Origin of the sequence: Bradyrhizobium sp. A11 (assembly GCF_042077125.1) — a bacterium.
Classification (GTDB): domain Bacteria; phylum Pseudomonadota; class Alphaproteobacteria; order Rhizobiales; family Xanthobacteraceae; genus Bradyrhizobium; species Bradyrhizobium japonicum_B.
Window position 1 is genome coordinate 4637996 of the sequence record NZ_CP149509.1, and the last position, 16541, is coordinate 4654536.

12 protein-coding genes and 1 pseudogene are annotated in these 16541 nt (G+C 65.1%); 11 read left to right on the forward strand and 2 right to left on the reverse strand.

Going from position 1 to position 16541, the window contains the following annotated elements:
* Positions 1-249: 249 nt before the first annotated feature.
* From WI560_RS21870 to garD, 7 genes and pseudogenes are all read left to right on the forward strand, one after another.
* Positions 250-1332 (forward strand): YbhN family protein, encoded by a 1083-nt coding sequence (locus WI560_RS21870; protein ID WP_028137506.1) that lies wholly within the window; start codon positions 250-252, stop codon positions 1330-1332.
* Between the two features lie 87 nt (positions 1333-1419).
* Positions 1420-3372 carry a hypothetical protein gene (locus tag WI560_RS21875; protein ID WP_375304809.1) on the forward strand — a complete coding sequence of 651 codons (1953 nt, stop codon included), beginning with the start codon at positions 1420-1422 and terminating at the stop codon, positions 3370-3372.
* A 381-nt stretch (positions 3373-3753) separates the two neighbouring features.
* Positions 3754-4659, forward strand: coding sequence for a LysR substrate-binding domain-containing protein (locus WI560_RS21880; RefSeq protein WP_375304810.1), 906 nt, complete (start codon positions 3754-3756; stop codon positions 4657-4659).
* Between the two features lie 131 nt (positions 4660-4790).
* Positions 4791-5735: a 5-dehydro-4-deoxyglucarate dehydratase gene (gene kdgD, locus WI560_RS21885; protein WP_375304811.1), complete on the forward strand. Its 945-nt coding sequence runs from the start codon at positions 4791-4793 to the stop codon at positions 5733-5735.
* A 91-nt stretch (positions 5736-5826) separates the two neighbouring features.
* Positions 5827-6031 (forward strand): annotated as a pseudogene (gene gudD / locus WI560_RS21890) (glucarate dehydratase); the annotation flags it as partial.
* Positions 6032-6049: 18 nt separating this feature from the next.
* Positions 6050-7498 carry an aldehyde dehydrogenase family protein gene (locus WI560_RS21895; RefSeq protein ID WP_028137511.1) on the forward strand — a complete coding sequence of 483 codons (1449 nt, stop codon included), beginning with the start codon at positions 6050-6052 and terminating at the stop codon, positions 7496-7498.
* 121 nt (positions 7499-7619) lie between these two features.
* Entirely contained in the window at positions 7620-9161 is a 1542-nt protein-coding gene (garD, locus tag WI560_RS21900; RefSeq protein WP_375304812.1) for a galactarate dehydratase, read from the forward strand.
* Between the two features lie 17 nt (positions 9162-9178).
* Here garD and WI560_RS21905 read toward each other — a convergent pair whose 3' ends face one another.
* Positions 9179-9919, reverse strand: a complete 741-nt coding sequence (locus WI560_RS21905; protein WP_375304813.1) for a hypothetical protein — start codon at positions 9917-9919, stop codon at positions 9179-9181.
* Between the two features lie 6 nt (positions 9920-9925).
* The gene (locus tag WI560_RS21910; protein WP_375304814.1) at positions 9926-10825 is read right to left on the reverse strand and encodes a MipA/OmpV family protein; all 900 of its coding nucleotides are present in this window, start codon (positions 10823-10825) and stop codon (positions 9926-9928) included.
* Between the two features lie 348 nt (positions 10826-11173).
* Between WI560_RS21910 and WI560_RS21915 the strand changes: the two genes are divergently transcribed.
* The 4 genes from WI560_RS21915 (at position 11174) to WI560_RS21930 (ending at position 16536) form a co-directional block, all read left to right on the forward strand.
* Positions 11174-11854 (forward strand): response regulator transcription factor, encoded by a 681-nt coding sequence (locus tag WI560_RS21915; protein WP_375304815.1) that lies wholly within the window; start codon positions 11174-11176, stop codon positions 11852-11854.
* Complete coding sequence (locus tag WI560_RS21920) at positions 11851-13215, forward strand: sensor histidine kinase (RefSeq protein WP_375304816.1); 1365 nt, start codon at positions 11851-11853, stop codon at positions 13213-13215. Before WI560_RS21915 ends, WI560_RS21920 begins: the two co-directional genes overlap by 4 nt.
* A 196-nt stretch (positions 13216-13411) precedes the next feature.
* Positions 13412-13678 (forward strand): hypothetical protein, encoded by a 267-nt coding sequence (locus tag WI560_RS21925; RefSeq protein WP_375304817.1) that lies wholly within the window; start codon positions 13412-13414, stop codon positions 13676-13678.
* Between the two features lie 755 nt (positions 13679-14433).
* The gene (locus tag WI560_RS21930) at positions 14434-16536 is read left to right on the forward strand and encodes a TonB-dependent receptor (RefSeq protein ID WP_375304818.1); all 2103 of its coding nucleotides are present in this window, start codon (positions 14434-14436) and stop codon (positions 16534-16536) included.
* The last annotated feature ends 5 nt before the right edge of the window (positions 16537-16541 follow it).

A 16541-nucleotide genomic window follows, 5' to 3' on the forward strand; every position in this document is an offset into this window, starting at 1 on the left:
CCGATATGAACGCACGCGCCGGCCGGCTTTCACGACTCATATGCTTAACGCGCCTTCCGATGTGAACCGCGTATGACAAAGTTGCCGGTCCGGCGCAGAACCTATTGTTGTCAAGGGCTGCACAAGCTGCAGTTTTTGCCTTAAATGAGCTGGATCACGCCTAGCGATCGCTGCCTGCCTTTGGTGATGATCGCACCCGAACTGGCCAATGCCTGGCCCGGTCGGTCTTGCCCCCCGCCGGGAGGATGAATGCACGGACTGCTGCCCGCGCTGAAACGCGGCTTCAAGAGATGGATCGGCTGGCGACGGCTTGGGGTTGCCGCGAGCATCTTCATCATCGCCTTCGCGATCACCACGCTGGTGCGGACCCTCAAGGGCATCGATACCGGGGTCATCCTGACCGCGTTGACCGAAATTCCCCGCGGCAGCATCGGGCTGGCGGCGGTGTGCGTGTTCTTCGCGTTCTGCACGCTGACCTTCTATGATTATTTCGCACTGCGAACGATCGGCAAGAAGCACGTGCCCTATCGCATCGCGGCGCTCTCCAGCTTCACGTCCTATTCGATCGGCCACAACATCGGCGCCACCGTCTTCACCGGCGGCGCGATCCGCTTCCGGATCTATTCGGACTACGGGCTGAACGCGATCGACGTCGCCAAGATCTGCTTCCTGTCGGGCCTGACCTTCTGGCTCGGTAACATCTTCGTGCTCTCGATCGGCTTGGCCGTCCATCCGGACGCGGCCTCCTCGATGGATCAGCTTCCTCCATCTATCAACCGGCTGATCGCGCTCGGCGGCCTTGCCTCGATCGGGGCTTATCTCGCCTGGCTCGTCATGGGCGAGAAGCGGCGCGAGCTCGGCCAGAAGGGCTGGAAGGTCGTGCTGCCCTCGGCGCCGCTGACGCTGGTGCAGATCCTCATCGGCGTGGTCGATCTCGGCTTCTGCGCCATGGCGATGTACCTCTTGATGCCAGCCAATCCGCCGATCGACTTCATGTCGCTGGCCGTGGTGTTCATCCTGGCCACCCTGATCGGCTTTGCCAGCCATGCGCCCGGCTCGATCGGCGTGTTCGACGCCGCCATGCTGGTGGCGCTGCCGCAGTTCGGCCGCGAGGAGCTGCTGGCGACGCTGCTGGTATTTCGTATCCTCTATTTCGTGATCCCGTTCGGCCTCGCCATCTCCATCATGGGCACGCGCGAGCTCTGGATGAACGTGGTCGAGCCCTGGCAGGAGCGGCGGCGGCTGGCGGAGGCCTGTGCGCAGGCCAATCTGCCCAAAGAGGTGACGCCGATGCAGCGCGAGCGGTTGCTGCGGCAGGCCAACAAGCGCTGAAAGCAGCCTGCCCGGACCGGAGGGTTGCGGGCGGCAGCGCAATGCTCTCTTATTTCCGCCTCAACTTTGCCGTTGAAGACGCGGGCCATGATCCCTGTATTGCTTCGTACCCTCTGCGCCGGCACCCTGCTGCTGGCCGGACTTTTGTCCGTTTTGCCGGCCGAGCGCGCCGCCGCGCAGGACGCCGGCCCCTTGCAGATCAGTTGGGAGGTGCGTAACCGCTTCCGGCTGTTCCGCGAGGAGCGCGACTTCCTGCTCCATGTCGAGAATGCGCGTAACCGCAGCATCCTCGCCGCAGAACAATCGCTGGAGCTCCAGAGCGAAGGCCGCGGCTGGGCGCGCAACATGGTCAACCGCCTCTGCATCGACCTTCAGGGCCGCGTCAACCAGCCCTGCACCCGCGACAACACCAAGGAAAACTACCTCACCCCGATCGACCATCCCGTCACCGTGCGTCTCGTGGGCGCGGTACCGGTCGGCGCCACCTGCGCCTGGTCGTTCGACGACGGTGACGGCCCGCAGCAATCGACCTTCGACTGCGCCGAGCCGATCAACCTGCGTGTCCGCTACGGCAAGCAGACGGTCGCGACCGTCGACGTCTCCGCCGGCGCCGATCCGACCCAGCGGGTCCAGACCGAGATCCAGGTCCGCGACATCTTCGTCGCCGGCCTCGGGGACAGCATCGCCTCGGGCGAGGGCAATCCGGACAGGGCACTGGCGCTGTCCGACGAAGGTTTCTGCTTCCGCTCCTATCTCGGCACCGCCGGCGGGCAGTACTACCGGCCGAGCCGCCACGGCTTCAAGGGCGGCCGCGCTTGCGAGGCCCCGGATACGCTCGCCAACTGGCAACGCTACAGCGCGCTCTGGTTCAACGCACCGTGCCACCGCTCGCTGTACAGCTACCAGACGCGCACGGCCCTGGCGCTCGCGGTGCGCTACACCCACATCGCGGTGACCTACCTGCCGCTCGCCTGCACCGGCGCCAGCATCGGCGACGGCCTGCTCGGCTCGCAGCGCGCCCGCGAATGCCCGCCCGGCAAGACCGGCGTCTGCAACACCAGCGTGAACGCGCAGGTCGCCGAGCTGCGCGAGGCGCTCACCGCGGCGAAGAAGCGCCAGCCCGACCGCACGCTCGATCTCGTGCTGCTGTCGGTCGGCGCCAATGACGTCTATTTCTCGGGCCTCGTCGCCGACGTCATCGTCGACACCGCGACCGAGCGGGCGCTGTTCCGCCGCTCCGGCGTGATGGCAAGCGTCGACGAGTCCCGCGATGCGCTGGCGCGCGAGCTGCCCCAAAACTTCGTCAAGCTGCGCGAGGCGCTGAAGCCGCTGGTCGGCGGCGACCTCTCGCGCGTGGTCTATGTCTCCTACGCCAATCCCGCGCTCGTTGACGGCGGCGTGCCCTGCCGCGGCGGCCGTGCCGGCTTCGACATCCATCCCTCCTTCAACGCCGACCCCCAGCGGCTCGCCCGCGTCTCGACTTTCGTCGACACCGAATTCCTGCCGCAGCTGAAGGGGCTCGCCACCTGCACCCGCGGCGCGCTGTGCCGCGATCCCGAAGCCGAGCGCATGACCTTCGTCGATGCGCATCAGGCCGCGTTCGCCGATCACGGCTTCTGCGCCCATTCCGGCAACGATCCGGAATTCGACCGCACGTGCTTTGCCGAGAATGGCCAGAGCTTCAATCCCGATATCGTGAGCGCAGCGAGCCAGCCGATGCTGTGCGGCCGGGGCGCCTCGGAATATCGCGCCTATTGGCCCCGCGCGCGCTGGATCCGCGACGCCAATGACAGCTATTTTTCCGCGATGACCTATCCGCAAGGGCTGCCGGCGGCGAGCCAGCCGACCGACATCCACGACGCGACCTGGGGCGTGCTCTCCGCCGTCTATGGCGGCGCCGTGCATCCGAGCGCCGAGGGCCACGCCGCGATGGCGGACGCCGCCCTGCCGGCCGCGAGTGCCGTGCTCGGGCTCGACGCCGTGCCGCCGAACGTGACGCGGGGGCTGCTGCCGCAATTGTTGCCAGGCGCGCAGCAATAGAAGCGAAGGCGAACTGTCTCCTCGCATCATTGCGAGGAGCCCTTGCGATGAAGCAATCCAGACTGTTTGCGCAGACGCATTCCTGGATCGCTTCGCTGCGCTCGCGATGACGAGTTGGTGGCATGCACTTCCCACACCCACCATCATCATTCCCCCTCGTCTGCGTTCCATCGATCCAAAAACGGCATCGATCGATACCCGCTTGAACTTGGACACGCCGCGGCAGGCGCCTCTACGAGTCGTGAACGTTCCTCCTGAGGGCTCCCATGGGGAGCTCGACCAGGCAACTCAACGGCGGCTTCACGGCCGCCGTCTTTGTATTGGAGGTGATCGATGCTAGAAGTGCCGGGGAAGCGCCTTATCCATCTAAGGCATGTATCGATGTTCGACCTCAACCAGCTCCGCTGTTTCGTCACGGTGGCGGAGGAATTGCATTTTGGCCGCGCCGCCGCGCGGCTGAACATGACGCAGCCGCCATTGTCCAGGCAGATCCAGGTGCTCGAGCACATCATCGATGCGCCGCTGCTGGAGCGCACCAGCCGCTCGGTCCGCCTCACCCCTGCCGGGCGCAGCTTCCTGCCCGAGGCGCGGCGCATCCTCAAGCTTGCGGAAAGCGCCTCGCAAGTCGCCCGCCGCATCGCGCTCGGCAAGATCGGCTCGTTGAAGATCGGCTTCACCGCGGCCGCGGCCTATGGCTTCCTGCCCGAGCTCATCGCCGCCTGCCGCGCCAGGCTGCCCGAGGTGGATTTCTCCCTGAAGGAGATGGTGTCGGGCGATCAGTTCGAGGCGCTGACCTCAGGCCAGATCGACGCCGGCCTGCTGCGGCCTCCGATCGCGCGGCCCGAGCTTGCCAGCCGCCGCGTCGTCGCCGAGCCCCTGCTCGCCGCGATCCCGAAGAAGCATCCGCTGGCGAATGCCGAGACCATCACCATCAAGGATTTCGACGATCAGCCCTTCGTGATGTATTCGCCCTATGAGAGCCGCTACTTCCACGATCTGCTGGTGGCGCAATTCACCCGCGCCGACGTGCTGCCGCGCTATGTCCAGCATCTCAGCCAGATCCACTCGATCCTGGCCATGGTCCGCGCCGGCCTCGGCCTCGCCATCGTGCCGGCCGCGGCTGCGGGCCTGAAGATCTCCGACGTGCGGCTGCGGCCGCTGAAGCTGAAGGGCCGCGTGCCGGTCGAGCTGTTCATGGTCTGGCGCCGCGACGACGAGAATCCGCTGCTCCCGGCGCTGGTCAAGATCGCCGGCGAACTGTCCTCCGCGGAGGTGGCGGAGGATTGATGCTCAATCCGCATCAGTCGATATAGGCTTTGGCTTGGACCCGTATCGACCGGTCTCTTAAACCACGGCGCATGGACGCGTAGGCCTTCAAGGCCCCGTTCTCCGCAACACGCACGAAGGGAACAGTGCCCGTGAGCAAGATGACCCCGCAGGAGATGGCCCAGAAGATCGGATCCGGCCTCCTGTCATTTCCCGTCACGCCGTTCAAGGCGGATTACTGCTTCGACGAAGCGACCTACCGCGCCAACATGGACTGGCTGTGCGGCTACGAGGTCGCCGGCCTGTTCGCCGCCGGCGGCACCGGCGAGTTCTTCTCGCTGACGCCGACCGAGGTTCCTGAAGTCGTGAAGGTCGCCGTCGAAGAGACCAAGGGCCGCGTGCCGGTGCTTGCCGGCACCGGCTACGGCACCGCGATCGCCCGCGAGATCGCCGTCGGCGCCGAAAAGGCCGGCGCCGACGGCCTGCTCCTGCTGCCGCCCTATCTCACTCACTCCGAACAGGACGGCCTGGCCGCCCATGTCGAGGCGGTGTGCGCCGCCGTGAAAATCGGCGTCATCGTCTACAACCGCGACAACGCGATCCTCCAGCCCGACACGCTGGCCCGCCTTGCCGAGCGCTGCCCGAACCTCGTCGGCTACAAGGACGGCATCGGCGACATCGAGCTGATGACCCGCGTCTACACCAAACTCGGCGACCGCCTCACCTATGTCGGCGGCCTGCCGACCGCCGAGACCTTCGCGCTCCCCTATCTCGACATGGGCGTGACGACCTATTCCTCCGCCGTATTCAACTTCGTGCCGGAATTCGCCACCCATTTCTACGCGGCCGTGCGCAAGCGCGACCACGCTACGATCCAGGCCGGCCTGAAGAACTTCATCCTGCCGCTGATCGCGATCCGCAACCACAGGAAGGGCTATGCGGTCTCGATCATCAAGGCCGGCATGAAGGTGATCGGCCGCGATTCCGGCCCGGTCCGCCCGCCGCTCACCGATCTCACCGAGCAGGAGCTCGCGGAGCTGACCGCGCTGGTGAAGAACCTGCCCGCCATCCGATCGACACAACAGGCGGCAGAATAGGCCGGCCACAGCAAGGAGCGATGGCCCTGAGGGGTGTCTCTCCAGTGCGCCGGCCGTCACATCAATGCAGGTGATCCGGTCTTGGGCCCTCCGAGCGCCGCTCCAGATCAGGGGCGGCAAGATTGCGGTCCCGGACCGGGCCGGGCCTGGGTATCGAAATCGACAGGGCCGCCATCGATGCCGCGCATGAGCTCTACAAGCAGCATGGACTTGGCACCCGGGATGACGCTATTGCCATGCAGGACCTGATCCCCGGCGGGACCTTCGACGACAAGCGTCCCTGCCTTGTACGGTAAGAAACTCTGGAGGAAACGATGACTGCGATCCTGAAGAACTTCATCGGCGGCGAATGGGTCGACGGCTCCGGCGTCACCCGGAACATCAACCCCTCCAACACCAACGACGTCGTCGGCGAATACGCCAAGGCCGACAAGGCGCAGACCGAGAAGGCGATCGCCGCCGCCAAGGCCGCCTTCCCCGCCTGGTCGCAATCGACCCCGCAGGCGCGCTTCGACGCGCTCAACAAGATTTCTCTCGAAATCCTCGCCCGCAAGGAAGAGCTCGGCCGCCTGCTCGCGCGCGAGGAAGGCAAGACACTGCCGGAAGGTATCGGCGAGGTCGCCCGTGCCGGCCAGATCTTCGCGTTCTTCGCCGGTGAAGCGCTGCGCCTGATCGGCGAAAAGGGCGCTTCCGTGCGTCCCGGCCTCGACGTCGAGCTCACGCGCGAGCCGGTCGGCGTCGTCGGCATGATCACGCCCTGGAACTTCCCGATCGCGATTCCCGCCTGGAAGATCGCCCCGGCGCTCTGCTACGGCAACACCGTGGTGTTCAAGCCGGCCGAGCTGGTGCCGGGCTGCGCGCATGCGCTCTCCGAGATTATTGCCAAGTCCGGCATTCCGGCCGGCGTCTTCAACCTCGTGGTCGGCTCCGGCTCGGTGGTCGGCCAGACCCTGCTCGAGCATCCGGACGTCGCCGCGATCTCCTTCACCGGCTCGGTGCAGACGGGACGCAAGATCGCGCAGGCCTGCGTGCTTTCGACCCCGATGAAGAAATTCCAGCTCGAGATGGGCGGCAAGAATCCGCTGGTCGTGCTCGACGACGCCGACCTCAAAACCGCCGTCGAGGTCGCCGTCAACGGCTCCTATTTCTCGACCGGCCAGCGCTGCACCGCCTCCTCCCGCCTGATCGTCACCGAAGGCATCCATGACCGCTTTGTCGCGGCGATGGCCGAGCGCCTGAACAGCCTGTCGGTCGACGACGCGCTCAAGGCCGGCGTGCATATCGGCCCGGTGGTCGACCAAAGCCAGCTCGACCAGGACCTGCGCTACATCAAGATCGGCCAGGACGAGGGCGCCAAGCTCGCCTTCGGCGGCGAGCTGCTCAAGCGCGAGACCCCCGGCCATTACCTGCAGCCGGCGCTGTTCACCGAAGCCAACAACAACATGCGCATCGCGCGCGAGGAGATCTTCGGCCCCGTCGCCGCCGTCATCCGCGCCAAGAACTACGACGAGGCGCTGGCGATCTCCAACGACACCGAGTTCGGCCTCGCCTCCGGCATCTGCACCACCAGCCTGAAATACGCCTCGCACTACAAGCGCAACAGCGAGGCCGGCATGGTGATGGTCAATCTGCCGACCGCCGGCGTCGACTATCACGTGCCGTTCGGCGGCCGGAAGGGCTCGAGCTACGGCGCCCGCGAACAGGGCTCCTATGCGCGCGAGTTCTACACCACGGTGAAGACGGCCTACACGTTCCCGGGCTGAGACATCGTAGGGTGGGCAAAGCGTAGCGTGCCCACCACCTGCGCATGACGTGAAGAATGGTGGGCACGGCGCGTTGCGCCTTTGCCCACCCTACGGTTTCTACAAATCCCGGAGTCCCCCCATGGACCAGGACGTCGCAGCGAAAGAGCAGCCCCGCTACATCAAGCTCAACGAGCGCGACAATGTCGCGATCGTGGTCAATGATTTCGGGCTTCCCGCCGGCTCCCGCTTCGCCAGCGGACTAACGCTGCGCGCCTTCGTGCCACAGGGGCACAAGACAGCGCTGGTCGACATCGCGCAAGACCAGCCGATCATCCGCTATGGCGAGATCATCGGCTACGCGATGTCGCCGATCCTCGCCGGCGAATGGGTGGACGAGGCGCGCATCCGCATGCCGGAGGCCCCAGACCTCGACAAGCTCGAGATCTCCACCGCCGTCCCCGCGCCGCTGCCGCCGCTCGAAGGCTTCACCTTCGAAGGCTATCGCAATCCGGACGGCTCGGTCGGCACCAAGAACATCCTCGGCATCTCCTCCTCCGTGCAATGCGTCAAGGGCACGATGGAATATGCAGTCAAGCGCATCCGCGCCGAGCTGCTGCCGAAATATCCTGGTGTCGATGACGTCGTGCCGCTCACCCATGCCTATGGCTGCGGCGTCGCCATCAATGCGCCCGACGCGGTGGTGCCGATCCGCACCTTGCAGAACCTCGCGCTCAACCCGAATTTCGGCGGCGAGATCCTCGTCGTCGGCCTCGGCTGCGAGAAGCTTGCGCCCGAGCGGTTGGTGCCAGAGGGCGTCAGCGATGCCATCGTGCGGATGCAGGACGAAGCCTTTGACGGCTTTGGTGCGATCGTCGACGCCATCATGACCCAGGCCGAGGCGCGGCTGAAGGTGCTCAACGCCCGCAAGCGCGAGACCTGCCCGGCCTCCGATCTCGTCATCGGGCTGCAATGCGGCGGCAGCGACGCCTTCTCCGGCGTCACTGCGAATCCCGCCGTCGGCTTCGCCGCCGACCTGCTGGTACGCGCCGGCGCCACCGTGATGTTCTCGGAAGTCACCGAAGTGCGCGACGCCATCCAGCTGCTCACCCGGCGCGCCATCAACGAGGACGTCGGCCGCGCGCTGGTGCGCGAGATGGCCTGGTACGATTCCTATCTCGCCCGCGGCGGCGCCGACCGCAGCGCCAACACCACGCCCGGCAACAAGAAGGGCGGCCTCGCCAACATCGTCGAGAAGTCGCTCGGCTCGATCGTGAAGTCCGGATCATCCGCGATCACCGGCGTGCTCTCGCCCGGCGAGAAGGCGACGCAGAAGGGCATGCTGTTTGCGGCAACGCCGGCTTCGGACTTCATCTGCGGCACGCTGCAGCTCGCCTCCGGCATGACCTTGCAGGTGTTCACCACAGGTCGCGGCACGCCTTACGGCCTTGCGGCTGCGCCCGTGATCAAGGTCGCCACCCGCAGCGAGCTCGCGCGGCGCTGGAAGGACCTGATCGACTTCGACGCCGGCAGCATTGCCACCGGCGCGAAGACCATCGAGGAGTGCGGCTGGGACCTGTTCCGACTGATCCTCGACGTCGCCTCCGGCCGCACCCAGCCATGGTCGGACCGCTGGGGCATCCACAACGATCTCACGCTGTTCAATCCGGCGCCGGTGACCTGAACGCCCACGAGCCGCCCTCACGGCCCCCCGATCAAGTGCATGTCACCGAAGGTGACCGGCAGGCTGCGCGCAATGAGGTCGACGACTGCCGCACGCAAGCGTTCGCTCGACGCAGAAGCGCCCAGCGCCTCGTCGACCGGCCCGCTCGGCCCGGCCAGCTGCACGGTGCCGGTATTGTCGAGCGGCCCGGCCGCCCGCTTCTCGATCACGTTGAACGACTTGCCGTCGATGACGCGGACTTCGTACAGCGCGTGGATCAGGCCGTAATCCGCAAGCAGCGTCCGGTATTGGGCAAGGCCGACGCCCTCGACGCTGCGGCCGTTTCCAAGTTTCGATCGCGCCCGGGTGATGACGATGTACGCGTCCAACCCTTGGGGGGTGACGTCGCTGCGAACCAGCTCCTTGAACGGATCGCTGCGCAGGAGATTGACCGGCGCCACCGCCGAATCCCTGATCGCGGCGAAAGCGGCGCGCCTGTAGCTCACCGGCTGCACGCGAAAGCGTCCGTCCAGCAGCCTGGTTGCCTGCTGGACGATCAACTCGTCCAGCGTCCAGGCGCTGATCGACAGGCTTTGCGCGGTGGCGTCCGGCCGGGTCAGACCGGCTTGCGTCAGGCTCATCTCCTCGCCGATGGCGGAGACGATGCCGACCGTCTTGATCGCCTGAATACGGCTGGCGCGGGTCTCGAATGCCGCGGCGGCGCCGAGCGCGACGCAAGCGGCCGCGAGGCCGATCCATAGAAATGCGATGCGGCGCATGGCGGGCTACCGAATCCTGAAATCGAACGAATAGGACGCGCCGAGCCCGACCGTCGTCTGGTTCGACGACCCACGCAGCTTCACCAGCGGGCTGTCCGCGGCATCGCCGAGCAGCTTCTCGTATTCGACATAGGCGTGAACCTCCCACTGCGGATTGATGCGATAGGAGATCTGGCTGCCGAAGCCGACCGAGTGCGCGCCGCTCTTCGCATCGTACATCGGCAATCCCGATGCCAGGGCCTGCGCCGCATCGACGCCAAAGTAAGGCGCGGTCGCCTTGCTGCTCTTCCAGGTGAAGCGCGGGCCGGCCGAGATCGTCAGCCTTTGAATCAGCGGCACGATGACGTCGGCGGAGACGTCGGCGACCGCGCCGGTGTGGCCGCCGATGCCGTGGCGCAATTCGCCGCGCAAGCGTAGCCAGTCGACCGGGTAATATTCGACGAAGCCGCCAAGCTCATAGGCAGCCTTGACGTCGCCGAGGCCGGTCAGCTCGGCATATTTGTCGGCTTTACGCGCGGCGACGTATTTGAACGCAGGTCCCGCGCGAAAATTGCCGACGTCGAGCAGCGCGATGCTGGCGCTGTCGCGCGGCCCCCGAAACTGATCGATCGATCCGGCGCGGCGAATCGAGAAGATCGGGATCGGCATGAACTTGCCGTTCTTCGATCCGACGAAATCAGGCATGTACTGTCCGCCGATGCCGACCATGACGGTCCAGTTTCCAGTCGGCGAGGGCAGCATCGGCAGATCAAATGGAGGAGCCGGCAGCGTGAACGCGGTCTTTGCCGCGGTCTGCGCCGATGCGGATTGAGGGATCGTCAGGGTCGTGCCGAGCGCGGCAAGCACGGCGGTCGTCAGCCGCGCAGTCACCGTGAGGCGGAGAGCGGCTTCGTCAGGATAAGTCATTACGGGGCCCCGGACCGGCCTTATGGCCTGGTCGACTGTTGTGGTTCGGAGCCCCAGCATGTGGTCCGGCAAAATTGCCCCAAGATTGCAAGGCGGGAGCCCGCTGGCCAATCCGCAGCCTGTGTGTGCGGGTCGCGCGCCGCAAACCAACATTGCCCGAACATTGCCGGGACGCCCGCATGCGGCCGAACTTTGAGCGACGGGATGTGTCAGCTCCCTGCGCTCTGCCTTTTATTCGACAAGCTGGCTGCCTTAATGGGAACCCTGCGACGAGCCGAAACGCCAGACTTCGGCCAGGAGAGTCACGCTCGGGGTTGTGTCACCCAGCAGAGTTCAAGGACAACCCGCGTGCGCTCCCTCGTGATCGAAGACGAACCGCAGATCGGCGCCTATGTCAGCCGCCTGCTCGGACAATTGCACGGAATCGTCGACATCGTCGGCTCGATTACCGATGCCCGTCAGGCACTGAACAACTTCAAATATGATCTCGCGATCGTCGACCGCATGCTGCCCGACGGGGACGCGCTCCAGGTGGTGACGGCGCTGAGCCAGTCGCCGGAGCGTCCCGCGATCATCATGCTGACGTCCAAGGACGCCAAGGAGGACGTCGTCGACGGCCTCAACGGCGGTGCCGACGACTATCTCGGCAAACCGTTCGAGCCGCAGGAGTTGCTTGCGCGGGTGCGGGCGGTGCTGCGGCGTCCCCGGCTGCTTGCGCCGTCGGTGCTGTCGCTCGGCAATGTCGAGCTGCATCTCGGCAGCAACGAGGCCGTCGTCGCCGACACCAGGATCCTGCTGCGGCGGCGCGAAGCGCTGATCCTCTGCGCGCTGCTGATGCGCCGCGACCGCGTCGTCACCCGCACTGCCCTGATCGAGGAGATCTACGGCTTCGACGACGAGATCGAGTCCAATACGCTCGAAGCGCAGGTCTCGCGCCTGAGGAAGAGGCTGGCCGAGCTCGGCGGCGATGTCGAAATCCGAAGCATGCGCGGCATCGGTTACATCCTGCGCCTGGCGACGCCGCGATGACGTCGATCGCCCGGACTTTCGCCATCTCGCTCGGCGTCGCCGCCACGACGATTTTCCTGATCATGCTAGGCCTGTTCATCTGGCGCTATCCGACGGAGGAGCGCGAGTTCAGGGCTTGCCGGGTCGTGGCTGCGGTCCTCGACCACGCCACCGATATCGACGGGCAGAGCCTCTCGGTGCGCTCGACCCCCGCCCTCCAGGAGCTGAAGGCGGACAGTCCGAATCTCTGGTACGTCGTGTCCGCAGGCGACATGATCGCCGAGTACGGCAGCGAACGCCGGCCGGCCCTCCCCTTCGCGTTTCCCTATCACGGGCCCGTTGGCTCCTCGGTCTTCAACACGCTCGACCAGAAGAGCACCTTCTGCCTCGCCGTCGTGCAAAGAGGCTCGTTGCAGCTCGCGATGATGATCGGCGAGCCTCAGGTCCGTTTCGGCCGGATGGCAAGAAACTTTCTCATCCGCAGCATCTTTTCGATCTCGCTGCTGGCGCTGGCCTTTGCCGCGACCGTCGCCGTCGGCGCGGCGCTGGCCGCACGCTTCGTCTCGCGCGGCATCGAAAGGGTGGCGCTTCGCGCGCTCGCGATCGATCCTGCGGCACCGCAGGGCCTGATCTCCCTGCACGAGGTGCCCCGCGAGCTGAAGCCGCTGGTCGAGGCGCTGAACCGCGCCTTCGGCGAGATCGACGCCTATATCAGGATGCAGCGCCGCTTTCTCGGCAATGCCGCCCATCAGCTCCGCACGCCGCTGACGCTGCTGCGGGCCAAGGTCGAGGACGTATCCGAGCCGGCCCTGAAAGCCGAGCTGATCCGCGACATCCGCCGCCTGACGTCGCTGGTCTCCGCCATGCTCGATCTGGCGCGGCTGCAAAACCATGCGATCGAGGCGCGACCGATCGATGTCGGCGAAATAGCCCGGGACGTGCTGGCCGATTTCGGCCCCTCGGCGCTCGACGCCGGCATCGAGCTCGCGCTGGAGCAGGCCGGGCACGATCCGGTCATGGTGCAGGGCGTGGACGCGGCGGTGCGCAGCGCGCTCGCCAATCTCGTCGGCAATGCCCTCATCCACGCCCGTGGCGCGCGACGCATCACCGCCACTCTCAGCCGCGATGGCATCTCGATTCACGATGACGGCGCGGGCCTGCCGCACGGCGTCGAGCAAGGGCTGACCGAGCCGTTTCAGACCGGCAACAACGCCGGCGACGGCGCAGGCCTCGGCCTGTCGATCGTCCGCGAGATCATGGCCGCCCATGGCGGCGAGCTGGTCATCTCCTCCGCACCCGGCCGCGGCACGACCATGAGCCTGCGCTTTCCCGTGACCGCAGGGTCGACCCGATCTCCGCACCTGGAGCTGCAGACCGGCTAGCTGCGAGCTGCGTCGCTCGATGCCGCGAAACCGTCCGGAAGCATTGACACGGTAGATTTCGTCGCCGTTTCATCCTGTCGCATCACGCAATCAAATAGATGCGCTCGCGGCCACACGATTGTTCGCACGCGAGCGAACCTGTTCCTGCATCGCCACGACCAAACCTCCGATTGACATCTTCAACGGAGCTTTTCCAATGCGTTTTCTCTCGATGATTGCCATCGCCGGCGCCGTGATTGCGAGCTCGGCCGCGTTGGCCGGTGAGCTTCCCTCCTACGAAGTGACGTCGTATCCGATCACGCCGACGCAGGTTCGGGTGCTCGGCGGCGCCGGCGTGGAGGAGCAGTCGGCGGCGCCTGCGATGATCGTCGCCGGCATGCCGGCCTCGCCCGTACAGCTTTCCGTGCTGTCGCCGCGGATCAAGCAGCTCGCGAGCGCAGGTTCGAACGATCAAGCGCACTGAACCTGGCTTTGTCGTCGTCCGGTTCGATGCTCCGCGCCGACCGGATGGCAAGCGCTTGTGCGTCATGACGCCCCGCAGTCGAAGTGGTCACGGCTAGGGCGAACGCTGCCATCCGCCGTCCGCATGCTGCGCGGGGACGCGGCGTGTACTCATAACTCGCGGATGTCAGGTTCTGCGACCACAACAGAATTGTTCCGCTTGTTGATCGCTATACCCGGCCTCGACCTGGAACAGCAATGTGCTGGCGAAGACCGTTCCTCGTAAGCGTGAGCGGTCACGGACTCGCACGATCGAGATTTCGCGAAAGACCTTTCCCAAGTTCTTCCATCGCTGGGTCCTTACCGCGCGAGATCGCTCGGACCAACTTCGATAGTCGCAATCACGCAACAGACTTTGACAGAGTCGTTTGTTTTGAGTGGTTCTAACCGCCGTCCCGATGCCCGACGATATCCAGCATGGTAAGGCCAGATCGGCTCTGGGATCAGCGGTGCTTGGGGGTGTTTGGGATGTCGCGTGTACATTGGTGCGGACTCTTGCGTCGAGCGGCTTTGTTGGGCGCCGTAAGCCATCTCGCTCTCGCGGCCCAATCCATAGGATGTGCAACGACGGTTCTTGCGCAATCGGTCCTTCCGCCGGTCCAAGTCGAGGCGCCGAAGCCTGCGGCTCCTCGCGCGCGCCAGGCTCAACGGACTCAAGGAGCAGCTACGACTCCACAGCGCCGCATCCCTCCGGCTGCACTTCGTCAGGTCGAGCCGGTGCCTTATGTCGCGCCGGCCACCGGCGCACTGGGTGCTCCGCCGGCTCCTTATGCTGGCGGTCAGGTCGCCACTGGCTCGCAGCTCGGCTTTCTCGGCAATCGCGGCGTGATGAATACGCCGTTCAACCAGGTCAGCTATACCGCCAAACTGATGCAGGATCAGCAGGCGCGCACCGTTGCCGATGTGCTTGCCAACGATCCGTCGGTCCGCAGCAAGACACCTTCCGGCAACGGCGTCGACGGCCTCTACATAAGAGGCTTCTATTACGACGCCGGCGACTATGCGATGAACGGCCTCTACGGCATGGCGCCTGCGTATTCGACGTCGGCCAATTATCTCGAGCGCGTCGAGCTTCTTAAAGGGCCCGGCGTCATGCTCGGTGGCATGCCGCCGGCGGGCGCAATCGGCGGCAGCGTAAACTTGGTAACGAAGCAAGCTCCCGACTTCGACATCACCCAACTTACCGGCGTGTACATTTCCAAATCACAGTTCGGTGCTTTCATCGACGTGGCGCGTCGCTACGGCGAGCACAAGGAGTTCGGCATTCGCTTCAACGGCGGCGGGCGAGGCGGAAACACCGCGATCGACCGTCAGACCGACGAGCTTGGAAACGCGGTCCTCAATATGGACTATCGCGGCGAGCGTGCACGAGTCTCCGTTGATCTCGGTTACCAGGCCGAAAATCTCACGCCGCCGCAGCGCTTCCTGACGTTTACGTCAAGCCCGCCCTTCCCGTTCACCATTCCCGTGCCGCCTCCGCCTCGGCCCGGCACCAACTACATGCCGGACTGGGCGAGCTGGAAGACGAAGGATTCGTTCACGATGGCACGGGTCGAGGTCGACATGACCGACTGGCTCACCGTTTACGCTGCCGGCGGCTATCACCGGAGCGACGTCGATTTTCAGTACGTATCGCCGCGCATCACCAACCTTGGTGGCCTTGGAAATTGGTCAAATCCCGCTCTGAAGGGGTATGACATCTTCGAGAACTACGCGAGCGACATCGGCTTTCGCGCGACCGGCAACTCCGGCCCTGTCAAGCATCTCTTCACGATGAACTATTCGACGTTCGACCGGGACTACACGTCCTTCGGCAGGTCCGGCGGTATCATCAATTCGAATCTGTACAACCCCATTCCGAGCCCGCTGCCGAACTTCACCACCATCGTGCAGAATCTGAAAACCCAGACAAATATGAGAAGCGTCGGCATTGCCGACACGATGTCGATGTTCGGCGACCGCCTGCAGCTCATCGTGGGCGCGCGGCGGCAATCGGTCGGTGCGGACAGCCAGACTTTTCTGACGCCGCCGACCGCCTCGCATATCGAAGGCTCGGTATGGAGCCCCGGCTACGCAATCATCGTGAAGCCCGTCGAGAATGTTTCGCTCTACGCGAACTACATCGAAGGCCTTAAGCTGCCGGAAATAGTCTCTGGAGCGACAACATACTCGAACGTCGGCGAAATTCTGCCGCCCGCTCAAACCAAACAACTGGAAGCCGGCGCCAAGATCGATGTGGGTCGCATTACATTCACCACTTCCTACTTCGATATCACGGCCCCGAACGCATCGTCGGTTCCTGTGGCGGGGCGGCTGCCTGCACGAAGCCTCGTCGGCGAACAGCGCAACCGTGGCATCGAACTCTACACGTTCGGTGAATTGGCTCCCTGGTTTCGGGTGCTCGGCGGTGTGACGATCATCAACGGCGAGGTGGTTTCCCAAAGGTACGCGTACCCGGGCGGCGTCACATTCAACTACAACGGCAGGACACCGGTCGGCATCTCGACGGTGAACCTCAATATCGGCGCTGAATGGGACACTCCTTTCGTCGATGGCCTGACGCTTACGAGCAGGGTCATCTACACCGGCGAAAGTTTTGCCGATGATGCCAACACACAAGTGCTGCCTGACTGGACGCGGGTCGATGTCGGGGCACGTTATACCTTTGCTTCGCCGTGGAACGGCAAGCCCATTGTCGTTCGCGCGAGCGTCGAGAACGTTTTCAACGTGGCCTACTACAACTCTTACCGCACGGTCAGCAGCGCAGTCTCGCTCGGCGCGCCGCGCACCTATCTGATGTCGACCACGTTTAATTTTTGAGGCGA